This window comes from Pseudomonas extremorientalis (assembly GCF_024584605.1).
Classification (GTDB): domain Bacteria; phylum Pseudomonadota; class Gammaproteobacteria; order Pseudomonadales; family Pseudomonadaceae; genus Aquipseudomonas; species Aquipseudomonas extremorientalis.
Genome location: NZ_CP089519.1, coordinates 3890817 through 3903152 on the forward strand (window position 1 = coordinate 3890817; position 12336 = coordinate 3903152).

The 12336-nt window shown below is 60.0% G+C and carries 17 protein-coding genes; 7 read left to right on the forward strand and 10 right to left on the reverse strand.

Translation table 11 applies throughout. The features are described from left to right. Positions 1–196 precede the first annotated feature (196 nt). On the forward strand, positions 197–547 hold the full coding sequence (locus LUU92_RS17360) for a type II toxin-antitoxin system RelE/ParE family toxin (protein WP_093513166.1): 351 nt from the start codon (positions 197–199) through the stop codon (positions 545–547). After that, entirely contained in the window at positions 537–851 is a 315-nt protein-coding gene (locus LUU92_RS17365) for a type II toxin-antitoxin system RelB family anti-toxin transcriptional regulator (RefSeq protein ID WP_071491908.1), read from the forward strand. The genes LUU92_RS17360 and LUU92_RS17365 overlap by 11 nt, the downstream gene beginning before the upstream one ends. A 354-nt stretch (positions 852–1205) precedes the next feature. Here the strand turns inward: LUU92_RS17365 and LUU92_RS17370 are convergent, their stop codons facing one another. Then, positions 1206–1958: an outer membrane beta-barrel protein gene (locus LUU92_RS17370; protein ID WP_071491909.1), complete on the reverse strand. Its 753-nt coding sequence runs from the start codon at positions 1956–1958 to the stop codon at positions 1206–1208. Between the two features lie 126 nt (positions 1959–2084). Next, complete coding sequence (locus tag LUU92_RS17375; protein ID WP_071491910.1) at positions 2085–2918, reverse strand: arylamine N-acetyltransferase family protein; 834 nt, start codon at positions 2916–2918, stop codon at positions 2085–2087. Between the two features lie 120 nt (positions 2919–3038). Between LUU92_RS17375 and LUU92_RS17380 the strand changes: the two genes are divergently transcribed. From LUU92_RS17380 to LUU92_RS17395, 4 genes are all read left to right on the forward strand, one after another. After that, positions 3039–3275, forward strand: a complete 237-nt coding sequence (locus tag LUU92_RS17380; RefSeq protein ID WP_058425027.1) for a DUF6555 family protein — start codon at positions 3039–3041, stop codon at positions 3273–3275. Positions 3276–3489: 214 nt separating this feature from the next. Continuing rightward, positions 3490–4473 (forward strand): DUF1852 domain-containing protein, encoded by a 984-nt coding sequence (locus LUU92_RS17385; RefSeq protein WP_257102393.1) that lies wholly within the window; start codon positions 3490–3492, stop codon positions 4471–4473. Positions 4474–4500: 27 nt separating this feature from the next. Beyond that, positions 4501–5535, forward strand: coding sequence for a methionine synthase (locus tag LUU92_RS17390; protein WP_071491912.1), 1035 nt, complete (start codon positions 4501–4503; stop codon positions 5533–5535). Between the two features lie 70 nt (positions 5536–5605). After that, on the forward strand, positions 5606–6115 hold the full coding sequence (locus LUU92_RS17395) for a flavin reductase family protein (RefSeq protein WP_257102394.1): 510 nt from the start codon (positions 5606–5608) through the stop codon (positions 6113–6115). Between the two features lie 21 nt (positions 6116–6136). On the opposite strand, the gene LUU92_RS17400 is transcribed toward LUU92_RS17395, so the two are convergent. Together LUU92_RS17400 and LUU92_RS17405 are read right to left on the reverse strand one after the other, a co-directional pair. Continuing rightward, positions 6137–6337: a DUF6021 family protein gene (locus tag LUU92_RS17400; RefSeq protein ID WP_083351478.1), complete on the reverse strand. Its 201-nt coding sequence runs from the start codon at positions 6335–6337 to the stop codon at positions 6137–6139. Positions 6338–6351: 14 nt separating this feature from the next. After that, the gene (locus tag LUU92_RS17405; protein WP_222541554.1) at positions 6352–6528 is read right to left on the reverse strand and encodes a hypothetical protein; all 177 of its coding nucleotides are present in this window, start codon (positions 6526–6528) and stop codon (positions 6352–6354) included. Between the two features lie 113 nt (positions 6529–6641). Between LUU92_RS17405 and LUU92_RS17410 the strand changes: the two genes are divergently transcribed. Next, the gene (locus tag LUU92_RS17410; RefSeq protein WP_071491914.1) at positions 6642–7163 is read left to right on the forward strand and encodes a DUF3087 family protein; all 522 of its coding nucleotides are present in this window, start codon (positions 6642–6644) and stop codon (positions 7161–7163) included. Here the strand turns inward: LUU92_RS17410 and LUU92_RS17415 are convergent. The 6 genes from LUU92_RS17415 to bufB all read right to left on the reverse strand — a co-directional run bounded on the left by LUU92_RS17415 (position 7160) and on the right by bufB (position 12287). Further along, a complete protein-coding gene (locus LUU92_RS17415; RefSeq protein ID WP_257102395.1) occupies positions 7160–7627 on the reverse strand; it encodes an MEKHLA domain-containing protein in 468 nt (155 codons plus the stop codon). The two genes, LUU92_RS17410 and LUU92_RS17415, sit on opposite strands and share 4 nt — an antisense overlap. 16 nt (positions 7628–7643) lie before the next feature. Continuing rightward, positions 7644–8774 carry an MFS transporter gene (locus LUU92_RS17420; RefSeq protein WP_257102396.1) on the reverse strand — a complete coding sequence of 377 codons (1131 nt, stop codon included), beginning with the start codon at positions 8772–8774 and terminating at the stop codon, positions 7644–7646. A gap of 46 nt (positions 8775–8820) precedes the next feature. Then, positions 8821–10185, reverse strand: a complete 1365-nt coding sequence (locus LUU92_RS17425; RefSeq protein ID WP_222541553.1) for an MFS transporter — start codon at positions 10183–10185, stop codon at positions 8821–8823. A gap of 86 nt (positions 10186–10271) precedes the next feature. Then, the gene (locus LUU92_RS17430; protein WP_222541552.1) at positions 10272–10724 is read right to left on the reverse strand and encodes an alpha/beta fold hydrolase; all 453 of its coding nucleotides are present in this window, start codon (positions 10722–10724) and stop codon (positions 10272–10274) included. Then, on the reverse strand, positions 10717–11466 hold the full coding sequence (locus tag LUU92_RS17435; RefSeq protein ID WP_257102397.1) for an HvfC/BufC N-terminal domain-containing protein: 750 nt from the start codon (positions 11464–11466) through the stop codon (positions 10717–10719). The genes LUU92_RS17430 and LUU92_RS17435 overlap by 8 nt, the downstream gene beginning before the upstream one ends. Continuing rightward, the gene (gene bufB / locus LUU92_RS17440) at positions 11463–12287 is read right to left on the reverse strand and encodes an MNIO family bufferin maturase (protein WP_071491920.1); all 825 of its coding nucleotides are present in this window, start codon (positions 12285–12287) and stop codon (positions 11463–11465) included. The genes LUU92_RS17435 and bufB overlap by 4 nt, the downstream gene beginning before the upstream one ends. Positions 12288–12336 lie beyond the last annotated feature (49 nt).

A 12336-nucleotide genomic window follows, 5' to 3' on the forward strand; every position in this document is an offset into this window, starting at 1 on the left:
GTTTTGCATTCTGGGCAATGGGGTTCAAACACCCTTTTCAACTCACGGAAATTTCCTCTTCCACTCGCCTACTCATCTGGCATATGCACGCCGAAGCCCGCCGTATGGTGTTTGAGTTTTAGGAAAGTTCCCACAGCCAGGTCACTTGACCATAAGCAGGTGGGCCACCAAACTATACGTAGTCTACGTACAGAACATGGATGCTCTATTTATCGAACTACCGCCCTTCGAGCGGCATCGCAAGGACTATCTGAGTGACGAGCTTTTCCAGGGTTTTCAACAAGAGTTGATGAAGAACCCGGAAGCAGGAGATGTGATCGAGGGAACAGGCGGACTGCGCAAGGTTCGCTTCATCGACGAGCGACGCAACAAAGGCAAGCGCGGTGGCCTGCGGGTCATTTACTACTGGTGGTCGGGCGGCACGCAATTCTGGCTGTTCACCCTGTACGGCAAGCACGAACAGGATGACCTGACACCACAGCACAAAAAAGCCCTAAAACACATGCTGGACAGGGAAATCAAAGCGAGAACACATCATGAAACGTGAAATTTTTTCCGAACTGGTCGAAGGCTTCGACGCCCTGGCAAACGAACGCCAGGGCAAAGTCACCCTGCGAACCCATAAGGTTCATCTCAATCAACTGGAGCCGCTTACCGCCGAGGAGGTGGTGGCCGTGCGTCAACAACTCAACCTCTCCCGGTCGGTGTTCGCCATGTACCTGCGCACCAACACCCGCACCCTGGAAAACTGGGAACAAGGTCGGGCCAAGCCAAATGCCCAGGCCGCCACCCTGATTCGCCTGGTGGCACGTTTCCCGGAAACCGTAGCGCAACTCGCTGCATTGGGTTGATCAACAAAGCCCCGACAGGTTCGGGGCTTTTTCATTCAGCACTATGGGCCGCCGAGCATGTTATGCGCAGCCACCCCCAGTCCTGGCGGTCCACTAGCGTTCGCGCAGGTGATACAGGGTGCGGTTCTGCGAGCGGATGCGAGTGGCCACGCCCAACGCGCCGAGGTGAAAATTGCCCAGGCCAGGGTCTGGTAGGCGATGCGGGGCATGGCCACCCTCTCTTCTCAGGATATGGAAAGCAGGTTCCACACTAAGGCAGCGACGCGACTGCGTTGAGGGTTTTGGCGGACACAAAGGGGGGCTGGCGGGGACAGTTGAACGTGGGCGTTGGCCGCCCACGTCCGGGCGATGCACTTAGAACGCGATACCGACCTTGAACCCGTACTCATCTCGCTTGAGTTTGGTGTTGTCAGCCACTTCGGAGTTACCGTCGAGTTTGTACTCAGTGCGGGTGTAGTACAAGCCCGCGACCACCGGCAGGTTACCCTTCTGATTCATCAACAGGCTGACTTCGGCGTAAGGGTTGGTGCGGTCCTTGAGGTCCACGGTGTCGCTGCCGAAATCTTCCACCTTGAGCTTGGTACGACCGTCGATGGTGCGACGGGCGCCAGCTTCAAGACGCAGGGTCATGTCATCGAACTGGTGGTTATAGCCCAGGGCCGCCTTGGCGAACGGCGATTTGTTGGTGAGCTTCACGTCGAGGTCGTTGATCTCTGGCTCGTAGCGGGTCCAGCTGTAGCCACCGCCAACGATCACGTCGACAAAGTTGCGCGCATCCAGCGCGGCGCGCCAGCCGAGATCCAGGTCTGCCTGGCCTTCCTTGAGTTTGTTATCGCTCTTTTCGCCGTATTTGGCTTCGATACCGGCCTGGTAGATAAAGCCGGATTCGGCGGTGAGCTTGTTGCCGAAGTTGTAGAACAGGCCCGCCTCAGGCATGTGGCTCTTGTCGCTCTGGCTGCCGCCTTCGAATTTGAAGTCGTTGTAGCTGCCCAGGATCCCGAAGGTGGAGATCGGGTCGGTGGACGGTGCGGCGAACACCACGGCAGGCGCAGCGACCAGCGCCAGCAGCGAGGAACCCTTGAAGAGTTTTCCGAATAGCTTGGACATCGTTTTACATCTCCTTGTCTGGTGAGCAAATTATTCAGGAAACGGTTCGAACCCCGGCATGCGCCAAAGGTTCGAATTAATTTGCGTGGATTTGGAGGTAAAACGGTTCAGCGAGGCTCTAGCTCACTATTCCCGGGAGGCAGCCAGGACCAGGCCATCCAGGGTTTGCCGAAGTGTTGCCGTGTCCGGCACGCGAATCCTGAAGGTTTCAGTCAGCATCTGCACCACCTCATCGGCACTGCCAAGCGTGCGTTTTTCGCTCGGCCGGTCCAGGGAGTGGATCGCATAGTGGGTGTTGTTCAGGGTATGGCGCTTGCCCGGTGCCAGGCGTGCGACTTTCAGTTGGCCCACAAATACCGAATCCGGGTGGGTAGAGACGTACCAGTTGCCGATTTCGTAATCGATATCCGCCTGTACTTGCAGGTCGAACACATACAGCCCACGCCACTCCTCGGCCACTTGTGCCCACAAGGTGTAACTGCCCTGCCCGTCGAAAGTCAGGCGATACGGTTCATGGGCCGTGGCCTGCACCGCTTCGGTGTCCAGTTGCAACGGGCTGCTGGGCACCATGCCGCCAAAGCCGACATCGGTGATGTAGCGCACGCCGTCCAGGGTCACCAGGCTCAAACGATGGGTACGCGCCGTGCGTGCATCCGGCGCCCCGCCCATCACCACCCGGCCGGTGATGCCACGCGCCTCGAAGCCGAGTTCCTGCAGCAAGGCCAGGAACATCTGGTTCAGCTCATAGCAATAGCCGCCCCGCCCGTCCAACAGCACTTTTTGTTCGACACTGGGCAGGTCGATCGGCACCGGCAGGCGTATCAGGCTCGACAGGTTCTCGAAGGCAAAGCTGCACACGTGGCGCAGTTGCAGGGCCTGCAAGGTGTGCAGGGTGGGCGCCGGCGGCGTGTCATAACCCAGGCGTTGCAGGTAGAGACGGCTATGGGTCAGCAGAGACATGGCGCGATCCTTGGGCACAGGAAGAAGGCATCACTATGCCGCGCCAACCTGCAGATTGTCATTTTGAATGAACCTTTTTGAACGCTGCCCTATCCATCTATAACAACACAGGGAGGCAACATGAGTACCGCAAAAATCTACACGATCAATTATCAGCTGCACGGTCAACCGAAAACCTTTGTGGTGCGTGCTGAAGTGATGAACAACGCCGAGGCCTGGCACTGGGCGGCGGTGGATGCCGATATTGCCCATGTGAGTCGCGTGGGGCGCGTGGGGCATGAGCAGGTCAAGAAAACCACCCGGCCCTGGGCGGAGAAGTTTGGGATTACGGATGTCACGTGGATCGCACCCAAGTAAGTGCATAGCCCCATCGTACAAGGTGGGGCTTTTAACACCCTCTGCAGTTGACCATTTGCCCATCATGAACAGGGCTAACGCTTCAGTGAAATCAATTCAATTTCACTCGACCCATGCGCTACCTAAACTACATCCTAATTATTGATTCTAGAAATCAATCTGGCACCTGAACAACCCATCAGGTGTATTCCGGAAATCAGGATGTCAGGCCACAATGAACAGCGAGTTTGCCTTTACCCTCAAAACCCTGCGTTTCGACGAACATTATCAGCCCTCGAAAAACACGCGCATCACCACCAACTTTGCCAACTTGGCCAGGGGTAAAAGTCGCCAGGAGAATCTGCGCAACACATTGAGGATGATCAACAATCGTTTCAATGCATTGGCGCAGTGGGATAACCCCAAGGGTGATCGCTACAGAGTGGAACTTGATATCGTCTCGGTTGAAATGGACATTGCCCCTGAACAGCGTGGCAACGCCATCCCGCTGATTGAAATATTGAAAACGACGATAGTCGATCAACACACCCATGAACGCAGTGAGGGTATTGTCGGCAACAACTTTTCCTCCTACATTCGCGATTACGATTTCAGCGTTGCCTTGTCAGCGCACAACAAGAATCAGACCGAGTTCAGCACACCCGAGAACTTTGGCGACTTGCATGGAAAACTGTTCAAGCACTTCGTCAACTCAAACACGTACAAAGAAAACTTCAAGAAGCCGCCGGTGATCTGCCTGAGCGTTTCGAACACCAGGACCTATCATCGGACAGAAAACCAGCATCCTGTACTGGGCTTTGAATACCAACAGGACGCCTACTCCTTGACGGATGAGTACTTCAGTAAAATGGGCTTGAAGGTTCGCTACTTCATGCCTTCACACAGTGTTGCGCCGCTGGCCTTTTATTTTTCCGGTGACTTGCTGGCGGATTACAGCAATCTTGAACTCATCAGCACCATCAGCACCATGGACACTTTCCAGAAGATTTACCGGCCCGAGATTTACAATGCCAATTCTGCCGCCGGCAAATTCTACCGACCCAGCTTGAAGCACCAGGATTACTCACTGACGTTGATTGTCTACGATCGAGAAGAACGCAGCCGCCTGGCGATTGAACAGGGAAAATTCGTTGAAGAGCACTTTATCAAACCCTACCAGGCTGTTCTTCAACAGTGGTCCGCCCACTGCGCGCTTTGACGCATTAATACTACAAGGTCATCCCTGATGAAAAAGTTGTTACCTACTTCGACCGCCGGCAGTTTGCCTAAACCTTCCTGGCTGGCTCAACCTGAAACACTGTGGTCGCCCTGGAAACTGCAGGATGAGGCATTGACCGAGGGCAAACACGACGCCTTGCGCCTGTCCCTGCAGGAACAACAGCACGCGGGCATTGATATCGTCAGTGATGGTGAACAGACGCGCCAACACTTTGTGACGACGTTTATTGAACACCTCAGCGGTGTTGATTTCGAGAAACGCGAGACCGTGCGAATCCGTGATCGTTATGACGCAAGCGTGCCAACGGTCGTAGGGGCTGTTTCCCGCCAGAAACCCGTGTTTGTCGAAGACGCCAAGTTCTTGCGCCAGCAAACCAGTCAACCCATCAAGTGGGCGCTGCCTGGCCCCATGACGATGATCGACACGCTGTATGACAACCATTACAAGAGTCGTGAAAAGCTCGCCTGGGAATTCGCCAAAATCCTCAACCAGGAAGCCCTTGAATTAGAAGCCGCCGGGGTGGATATCATCCAATTCGACGAGCCCGCCTTCAACGTGTTCTTTGATGAGGTGAACGACTGGGGCGTGGCCACCCTGGAAAGGGCCATTGAAGGCCTCAAATGCGAAACCGCCGTGCATATTTGCTACGGCTACGGCATCAAAGCCAATACTGACTGGAAAAAGACGCTGGGATCAGAGTGGCGTCAATATGAAGAAGCCTTCCCCAAGCTGCAGCAATCCAGTATCGATATCGTCTCGCTGGAGTGTCACAACTCCCATGTGCCCATGGAGCTGATTGAACTTATCCGCGGCAAAAAAGTGATGGTCGGCGCCATCGACGTGGCCAGCCACACCATTGAAACACCCGAGGAAGTCGCCAACACCTTGAGAAAAGCACTGCAGTTTGTCGATGCCGACAAGCTCTACCCTTGCACGAACTGTGGCATGGCGCCGCTGCCTCGTCACATCGCCAGGGGCAAGCTGAATGCGTTGAGTGCCGGCGCAGCGATTGTCCGAAGCGAACTCTCGAACCCGTACTGAGAATGCGCAAGGCCTGACGATGTCAGGCCTTGCCTGGCGCATTCGCACGTCACCCCATTCAGGACCGCCTATGTCACCTCCCATCGAGCCCTCGCGCTTTCGAGAAGCCCTCGGGCACTACGCGTCCGGTATCACAGTGATTACCTCCCACGTTGACGGCGAGCCGATCGGCTTCACTTGCCAGTCGTTCTACAGCGTGTCGATGAGCCCGCCGCTGGTGTCATTCAGCGTCATGTCCAATTCAGCCAGCTATCCGAGGATGCGCCAGGCCGGCCGGTTTGCCGTCAATATCCTGTCCGGCGAGCAGGTCAGGATTTCCAACCAGTTCGCTCGGCGAGGCACAGACAAGTGGCACGGCGTGGAGTGGCAGGGATCACCACTGGGCAATCCGCTCATTGCCGGCAGCCTGTACTGGCTGGATTGCGAAATTCACGCCGAACACGCCGCCGGTGATCACCTGATCGTGATCGGCGAAGTGAAAGCCATGAACCTGCCTGAAGCGACTGCTTCGCAGCCATTGGTGTACTTCAAAGGACAGTATCGCGACCTCGCCACGCACGATGCGTGTCGGCAAGAATGAGCCGCAAGGACCGTGGCCGGATCAAGTCTTCAAATCTCCCAGCGGATCGTAGGGTGGTTTCCGCTCGTCCTTGTCGGTGTTTTTCTTATCCAACGGCGCGATAGCCGGGCCAATGGGGTCTACCTGCGGATCCGATACATCCGGTGAATCCGGATCAAACCCCAGTTCATCCTGAACACTGGAATGCTCGCCCGAAGCCGGGCCTTTCGATGTGTCACTCACGGCGTTCTCCTCATTTAAAGTGGGCGAGCCTTGTCATGGAGGCTTTCAAGGTCTTCCTCGACGCGCTCCACGTCGTCTTCCTGGCGCTCCGCCGGGTCGTTGGGGCGCAACGCATCGTTGTCGCGTTCTTCCTCTCCGGGTGTGCGGTCAGGGTTCGGGGTACCGGGCGGTGGTTGCTTGTATTCGGGCATGATGGCTCACCTCAAAGGGTCTACACCAATTTAGAGAAACCGCCGTGCAGCATCGTTCAACTTGTTTGCCCAAGCGTGAGATGATGCCGGCCCCTTCTGGAGAAATGCCCCGGATGTTCGAGCTCAAACCCTGCGACCCTGTCACCTTCCGTCAACAGACCCGGCGCAGCACGCTGATCGTGGCCGTGTTGTTCGTCGCCCTGGCGATGCTGCTGTCGAGCCTGGCGGTGATGCTGTTTGGTGAGCCCGGCGGTGACAATTTCCGCTTCAATGTCGGCGGTGTGTTCGCCGGGGTGCTGATCACCATGGCCCTGGTCCGTGGCCCGTTCTGGACCCAGGGGTGGCTCGCGCCGGCGGTGTATGGCTGGCAGCTCAAGCGCAGCCTGATGAGCGTGACCAATGTGATGCACAAGGTCATCGAGCGGGTGCAGGCCAATGACCCGGCGGCGATCAAGGTACTGCGCTTCTACCACTTGGGCTTGACGCAGATGCATGAGCTGGAGGCCAACTCCAGCGCCCAGGTGCAGTTGGTGGCTGAGGTCGAGGCGCACAAGGCCAGGATGCAGGCGCTGGGGATCGACACCGAACAAACCCGTCTCGACCCCGCCTGGCTGGCAGCCTTGAAAACCGCTTAAGGCAACTCGCCGATGCGCTGCTCGTCGGGCCAGAACAGCGCCGCCTGGCCGCACGGCTGGCCGGCGTCATCGAGCAAGGTCCATACCACCCCGGCATGAATCATGAACGGCTGGTTGTGCGCATCCACCCGCCAACCGCTGTAGCCCTCGGCGATGCCGTTGGCGGTGACTTGCTCCAGCAGCAGCTGACGCGCATCGCGGTCGAGGGCCGAAGCGCTGAAGCGTGAGGGCATGCCGATAAAGCTCTCGCGCGGGTATTTGAAGCACTGCAGGGCGCATTCATTCACATACGTAAATCGCGGATCTGCGCCGCCGTCATGGGCCAGCAGGCTGTAGGGTGCGTCGCGGTGCAGCCAGGCCAGGCGCTGTTGTGCGTCCAGGTATGCCGGGGCCGGCAGTCCCTGGCCGGTCCAGTGTCGATAGGCCTTGTCCAGCACGTCTACGAAGCTTTCTTGAGAGGACACGTACAACCTCACATCATCAGTTGGAATTTTTTGCCCGCCAGCAGAACACCGCACTGACGGCGATGGCTGCACCGGCCAGGCCAAACACCCACGGCGCCGAGGCGATCGGCAGCAGCAGGCCGGCGAGCAAGGGGCCGAGGCCGGCGCCGATATCGCGCCACACGGCATTCGAGGCCAGGGCCGACACGCGCATCGACCCGGGATTGCGCTCCGCCACCAGGGTAGTCACCAGCGGCAGTTGCAGTGCGCGCAACACCAGTACCGCCGCCGCGCCGACAATCACCCAGTAACTGCCGAACGCCGTCAGGGCCAGGGCACTCAGGAACGAAAACAGCAACAGCATCGAGGTGGCGCCAAACCGCTGGGCCGCTCGACCGCCCAAAGGGCTCAGGAGCATTTCCGAGACATAACGCAACGCCATCAGGCCGCCGGCGATCAGCACCGCATCCCCGCCCAGCAGCTTCTGCGCCTGGAGCGACAGGCCGAAGATAAACAGCCCGTCCAGCGCCACGCCCTCGATAAACGACCACACTGCCACACTGTCCGGCCATTTGAAGCGTCGGCCCGGGGTGCTGTGCAAATCATGCCCGACCGTAGGCAAACCGCGCGCCATCCACAAGCCCACCAGGCAACACCCGGCCAGAATCAGAAAGATCGGACGCGGCCCGGCCCACAGCGTCAGCCAGCCGCCCAGGGGCAGCGCCAGCATCGGCCCCAGGGCGATCAACGCCCGTGAGCGCCCGGCGCGGCGTGAGGCGCCGGCAGGTTCCGACGTGGCCAGCACTTGGGTCGACAGGTTCAACGCTGCAAAGCACAAGCCCCACACCAGGCGCAGGCAGAGCAATGCGGCAAACCCGGACAACATTGAGTTGCCCACCGCACACAACGCTGCGGCGCCGGCGGCGATCATGCAGGTCAGGCGGTCGCCGTTGCGTGCGTAGAAATTGAGCACATGCCGGTAGCCGAAAATCCGCACCAGACGGTTGGCGGCCAGCAACACCCCGGCCTGGGCCAGGGTGATGCCGAACGCCTGGGATTCCATGGGCAGCAACAGGTAGAGCAACACGTCACTGGGCAGGCATAAAGCCAGGGTCAAAGCGGCGCGGCGGGAGTGGGTATCAGCGGTGCGGAGGGCCAGGCTGGACATAAATCTGAAACATCCCGAAATATTCAGGTCGCCACGGTAGCGTTAATCAGCCCTTTTTCCCATAGGGCAACAAACGCAGACCACTGGCCACCGCGCCCACCAGTGCAAACCCGCAGCCCAGCCACAGCGCATAATGCGGGCCGCTGCCCACGGACAGGTGGAAACACAACGCTACCAGCGATGCGCCCAGCGTCTGGCCCAGCAGGCGTGAAATCGCCACGATGCCGCTCGCCCCGCCACTGCGCGCCAGCGGTGCGCTGGTCATCAACGCCTTGAGGTTGGGTGACTGAAAAAAGCCGAACCCGGCCCCGCACAGCGCCATGCGCCAGCCGATATCAAATGCCGAGGCGCCGCTGCCCAGGGTGGCCAACGCAGCCATCCCCACGCTGAGCATCAACAAGCCGATGCCGCACAGCACGCCCAGGGACACACGGTCCGCCAGACGCCCCGCAACCAGCGCCATCACCGCCACCACCGCCGGCCATGGCGTCATCAGGAAACCGGTTTCCACCTGGCTATGGCCGAGCACCGCCTGCAACAAAAACGGCAGGGACACAAAGGCCAGGCCCTGGGCGCTGAAGGCACACACAGCCGTCAAGGAAGACAAGGCAAACACCGGGCGCTTGAACAGGTCGAGCGCCAGCATCGGTGCCGGGTGCCCGGCCTGGCGCCGCAACAGCAGCACGCCGCAGACCAGTGCCACAGCAATCACACCCAGCGTCAGCGCACCCTGGGCACCGTGCACCGCCGTGCCCAGGCCCAGCACCAGCAGGGCGAACAGCCCGGCGCACAGTACGGCGGCAAGACGGTCGAAGGCATGCCCGGTCATCGGCAGGGTCGGCAACGAGCGCACGCCCAACCCCAAGGCCAGTAACCCCAGCGGCACGTTGATCAGATACAACCAATGCCAGGTCGCCACCGACAGAATCGCCGACGCAGCCGTCGGCCCAAGGGTAAAGGCCAACCCCACCACCAACGAGTTATAGCCCAGCCCGCGCCCGAGCATTTTTGACGGGTAGATATGCCGCAGCAACGCCGTGTTCACGCTCATGATCGCCGCCGCCCCAAGCCCCTGCGCCACTCGCGCGGCAGTCAGGGTGAGCAGCGAGCCGGCCAACCCGCAAAACAGCGACGACACAATAAACAGCAACAACCCGCCGAGGTACACCCGGCGATGCCCCAGCACATCGCTGAGCGAAGCAAACGGCAGCACCGTGGCGATGATCGCCAACTGGTAGGCATTGACCACCCAGATCACCGAAGCGGAATCGGTGCCGATCCCCTCGGCCAGGGTCGGCAACGCCGTGTTGACGATGGCCGTGTCCAGGGTCGCCATGCCGATCCCCAGGGAGATCGCGATCACGGCCGGCAGGCGTTTATCGAGGGGCAACCCATCGGCAACAGAAGACATGAACAATCCGCGCAGGTGACTAAGGCGGTTAGATTAATGGCAGCCGCGAATTTATTCAGTGGCCGATTGGCTAACTGTCCGTATTTTCATGTTCGCCAGTGCCCGGTTTTAGCCATCACCCCTACCGCCTCGGCAAAACCCGCCTGGGGCAACGTGTTGAGCGTGACCAGCCCCACGCAGCGTGTCGGTTTCAGGGTCGCCGTGTGCGTCGCCACGCGTGCGGCCTGTTCCACACCGGCCAGCACCGCCTCGGGGATATGCAGCGCGTTCATCAGTTCCAGCACATCCTGGCCGAGCGCCACGTCATCGGCCTCGCGCAGGTACGGTACGATCACCCGGAAACCCTGCGCCGCCAGCGGCCCGCTGACCGCCGCAAACACCTGCACATCCGCCGCCAGCAAGATGATCGCGCGGCCGTCCTCCGGCCCGAACTGCTCATAACGCACCTCCCCCTCATCCGTGCTCACCTGTTGCAGCGCAAACGCCGGGGCGGTGATCACCACCGTCGCCAGCAATAAAAAACCACGACGGTCAAACATCTCTCACCCCCACGATCAATTCACTGCCCAGCCAAGCGGCCAGGTATTCACCTGCCTGCATCACGCCCGCGTCCTCCCCCAGGCGTTGCACAAGGAACTCACACAGCCCGGCGAAACTGCCGTCAGCCTGTACCTGCTGCACCGCCTGAAGTTCCAGCGCATCCACCTGACGCAGCCGCGAGGTGAATTGCCGCCGCCACACCAGCAAACCGCCCGCCTGTTCCAGCATCACCTCTTCCGGCGCGCACGTTTCCTGCCACAGCGCCGACCAGATGGCCTCGGCATTGGTGGTCAAGTCGTGGCAACGCAACGACGGTGTGAGCTGCAATACCGCCGTGTCCCAGTCCAGCTCGGCCAGCGCTTCCAGGGCCAGCGGTTGCGCGTCAGCGGCGACAAAGGCCTCATTCAGGGCCGACTCGATCCAGGCCAGCTCATGCACATCCGGATTCTGTGGAAACACATCCTTCAAGGTGGCGTGGAACCCCTCGGGGTACGCATCCAGGGTCCAGGCATGGGGCGGATGGTTGTCGATATAGGTAATGCTCGCGGCCAGAAACGCTTGCTCTCCAAGCCAACGGCGCAGGTTGGGGAACGCCTGTTCGAGGCAGCCCACCAACTGGGCGCGGTAGTTGTTATGGTACACCGCCAAACCGACGTGATTGCTGCCCAGCAACTGCGCGGATTCATCCGACGCGTTCACCAGCCAGCGGCGAAAAGCCTGCTGAAGTTGCGCCAGGTTCATAGCGCCGCCCCCAACGTCCGGGCCATCGACAGTTCCTGAAGCAGCTCGGCGAGCGGCGGGATCTCATCATCACGCTCGATCATGGTCGCCACCGGCCCCAGCCGTTGCATGGCCCGTGCGTACAGTTCCCAGACGCCGGTGCACACCGGGCTGTCATGGCTGTCGATCAAGATGTCACGGCCCTGGCTGTGGCCGGCCAGGTGCACCTGGCGTACTCGCTCGGCGGGGATGCCGTCGAGAAACGCCAGGGCGTCGAAACCGTGATTGCTCGCACTGACAAACACATTGTTGACGTCCAGCAGCAGTTCACAGCCGGTGCGCCGGGCCATGGCCGTGATGAACTCCCACTCGGTCATGCAGGCCCCCTCGAACGCCAGGTAACTCGAGGGGTTCTCGAACAGCATCGTACGGCCCAGCACGTCCTGGGCCTGGTGGATATTGGCGCAGACCCGGTCCAGCGCTTCGTCGGTATAGGGCACCGGCAACAAGTCATGGGCATTGAAACCGCCACTGCGCGACCAGCTCAGGTGGTCGGAGACAAACAGCGGTTCAATTTCATCCACCAGCGACTTGAGGCGCCGCAGGTAGTCGGTGTCCAGCCCTTCGGCGGTGCCGATGGACATGGACACGCCATGCAGTGCCACCGGGTAGCGCTCGCGCACCTGGCGCAGGATGTGCCGGGGCTGGCCGCCCGCGACCATGAAGTTTTCGGAGATCACTTCGACAAAATCCACGGGCACCGAAGTCTCCAGGAAGTCGCAGTAATGCTCCTTGCGCAGCCCCAGGCCGTAGCCTGAAAAGTGAGGGTTGGATGTCGACATGACGGATCTCCGCAACGAATAAGTGGCGAGCCCACACAGGGCCCGCCGG